4 protein-coding genes are annotated in these 2,996 nt (G+C 66.0%); 3 read left to right on the top strand and 1 reads right to left on the bottom strand.

The annotated features are described in order from the left end of the window. Window positions 1-210: 210 nt before the first annotated feature. Entirely contained in the window at window positions 211-366 is a 156-nt protein-coding gene (locus C3488_RS41005) for a hypothetical protein (protein ID WP_181139386.1), read from the top strand. 185 nt (window positions 367-551) lie between these two features. Then, the gene (locus C3488_RS39435; protein WP_103845612.1) at window positions 552-938 is read left to right on the top strand and encodes a DUF4440 domain-containing protein; all 387 of its coding nucleotides are present in this window, start codon (window positions 552-554) and stop codon (window positions 936-938) included. 100 nt (window positions 939-1,038) lie between these two features. On the opposite strand, the gene C3488_RS39440 is transcribed toward C3488_RS39435, so the two are convergent. Then, window positions 1,039-1,515, bottom strand: coding sequence for a DUF2269 domain-containing protein (locus C3488_RS39440; protein ID WP_103845610.1), 477 nt, complete (start codon window positions 1,513-1,515; stop codon window positions 1,039-1,041). 373 nt (window positions 1,516-1,888) lie between these two features. Here C3488_RS39440 and C3488_RS39445 point away from each other — a divergent pair, with 373 nt between their 5' ends. Beyond that, a complete protein-coding gene (locus tag C3488_RS39445) occupies window positions 1,889-2,617 on the top strand; it encodes a hypothetical protein (protein ID WP_103845611.1) in 729 nt (242 codons plus the stop codon). The last annotated feature ends 379 nt before the right edge of the window (window positions 2,618-2,996 follow it).

A 2,996-nucleotide genomic window follows, 5' to 3' on the forward strand; every position in this document is an offset into this window, starting at 1 on the left:
ACTGACGCTTCCCCACCATCCCACCAACGAGCAGACCGACCGACCGTCACGTGATCAACGACTTCTGTTAGGACCAGTTAGACCACCCCAACCGTTACGGGACAACCTCTGGGCAGCGGCCGCTCGGGTCCGCATGCTCACCAACCAGGGCATGGACTAGGACTCTCCGCTGGCCTGCCTGCTGGTCGGCTGGTCACCCTCAGACGCACCATGAAACTCGCCATCCTGGCCGCGCCGGAAGAGCGGACCGCTCTGAGCTACACGATGCCGGGGATGACCTCCAAGGAGACAACCTGCTACGAAGCCCACCACCTGAAGATCGCTGGACGTCCCGACCAGCTGCTCACCGAGACCGCCTCACCTTGATCCACACGACCTCGCGCCGATACGGGTGGGCGATCATCAACATCCTCCTCCAAGCCGTAAGTCTTCGAGCCCGCGTGAATGAGCGGTGTCGAAGGCCAAGCTCGATCAATGATTGGGAACGACCTCACGTGGCCGCAGACGAAATCGGTAGCGGCGGGAACCGTGAGTCCGGCGAGGATACGTCCATGGACGCTGCAAAAGACGATGTGAACCAGGCGATCGCGGGCGAGTTGCAGCTCATGGATCCGCGTGTCCGCGCCTCTCGGGAACGTGCCGCGCAGCTTCTCGACCCGGAGTTCGTGGAGGTCGGCGGGTCGGGGCGGCGATGGACATATGAGTCCATGCTCGCCGAACTGGCTGACCATCCGGGCAGTTCGGCGGAGGGTCCCCGATATGAGCCCTCGGAGATCTCGGGAGTGCTGCTCGCGCCGGGCTTGGTGCATCTGACCTTCGAAACCATGCTCGGCGAACACAGGACCAGGCACAGTTCGATCTGGCGCAAGAGGGACAACGCGGCAGGCTGGCGGATGTACTACCACCAGGCCACGCGCGTGCCGCCCGGAGTGAATTAGGACCACTGGCACCTCGCCGACGACCGCCCGCCATATCTGTCGGCGTGCCTCCGTGGAACACGACGCCGCACGGCTGATCGAAGCGACACTGCTGTCCCCCTCAATCCCCAGATTCAGGCCGCCGACCCCAGGGCTTGAAGACGGACAGGATGACGTTGGCGAGATACAACAGGAGGGCGACTGCCGGGACGATCACCATGTTGTAGCGGACGAATCCCAGATTAATGGCTGAGACGGGGCCCACCGGATGCCGGGCCACCGCAGCCGCCGCGTCGTGCAGTCTGGCGGTGAGGGCGAAGATCGAGGCCGCCGTCGCCGCCAGGGTCAGCCAGAACTTGACACTGATCCAGTAGTACCGAAACAGCCCCCACGATGTGCCGAAGGCCAGCACCACACCGCTGACCAACGTGAGCAGGCTCAGCGGGATGATCAGAACGTCGCCCAGCATCTCCATCGCCCGGTAGGCGATCCGAAGGGTGTCGGCGTTGTCCGTCGCCAGTGCCGTCGCGCCCAGGGTGAGCAGGCAGAGCATCAGGGCCAGCCAGCTCACAGAGACAACCACATGCACGACGACCATGCTCTTATGGGCCCTGTGAGGCAGCCGGTGGCCCGAACGGCGTCGCGCGCCACCGCCGGCGGGCGTCGTCACCGGCCACGATCCGGCGGAGAGGGGCATACAAACCTCAATCAGGTCGTGGGGCACAGGTACCGGGCCAGGCTCTCCTGCCCGGCCGTCCAAGGCATCCGCCAGCGGAAGTAACTCCCGCTGCGCCCAGGCGAGTACGGCCGGCGCTCCGAGCAGCTCAGCGGATGGACTTGTACGTCACCAGGAGTATGCACACGGCCTTCCTGCGCGGGATGTCCAACAGCATCCGCTCTGTGATCGTGAGGACCACCGGGGCCGGAACTCCCGCTCCGTCGCCACCAACTTTCCCGGGAGGAATCGCTCCATGACCACCGCCACGCTCACCCGAACCAGCGGCCGCCGCCGTGACGTTGGCGCTCTGACCGGCGTGCTGTACGCCCTCTTCTTCGTGGCCAGTCTCGTCGTCATCGGGACGCTGGGCCCGTCCGGCACCGTAACGCCGTACTCCAGCGACGCCGAAGTGCAGGCGTATCGGCTGAAGGATCCAGCGAAGCTGGAGGACCTCTTCCGTGTCCTGGGGCTGCTCCAGGGGGCGTCTGCCCTCGCGCTGCTGGCCTTCGTCCCCTGGCTGACCGCGTTCGTCCGCAGGTGCGGCAGCGACACCCGGGCCGACGTCGTCCGCGCGCTGGCCACCGTCGCCGGCACTCTCCTCCTGCTCTCGGCCAGTATCAGCTGGGTTCTGGCTCGGATCGGCTCCAGGGCGCAGTTGTCCACGTACCGGGCCGTCTCGGATCTGTCCTTCATCACCGGGGCTGGTCCGGCCATGGCCGCCCTTGGCGTGGCGGTCTTTCTGGTCGCCGCGACGGGTCGCGCCAGCCACGCCTTGCCCGCTTGGGTCGCCTGGAGCGGCATGGTGATCGGGGCTGCCGGCGTGCTGTCGATGAGCTCGCTCGTCGCCGAGGGCGGCTCGGTGTTCATCCCGATCGGCCGCTTCCTCGGCTTCGCCTGGTTCGGCGCACTCAGCGTGGTGCTGTGGAGGCGCGGCGGGGGAGCAGATGATCTCACCGGTTCCGGTACGCCGCGGCATCGGTGAGGCCGACGCCGAGCTGGAGGGGGAAACCAGATCCGCGGTCACCGTCCACGGCTGACGTCCCCATGGGGAAACGCGATTGCGGCGGTGGGGAATTACGCGACACTGATCATGAAGATCGTGGGGAATTACGTGACCGTCGACAGAAATCAGGTCAGCGATCACGCTCGATACGAGTGCTCTGTGCTTTGCGTGACTACCGTTAGCCCTTCCGGCGCTATCACTCTTGTAGTGCTGTCTGCGCCGACTGTGATCGGCAGTGGGCCTCCACTGACCTGGAGTCCCGTCACGTTCATCGGCCCGTACTCGTGCGCGAACGTGGGCGTGACCGTCACTGTGCCGCGGGGGACGCCCGCGTCGACGCCGAGGGCGGCTTTGAGGA

Source organism: Streptomyces sp. Ru72 (genome assembly GCF_002920635.1).
Classification (GTDB): Bacteria; Actinomycetota; Actinomycetes; order Streptomycetales; family Streptomycetaceae; genus Streptomyces.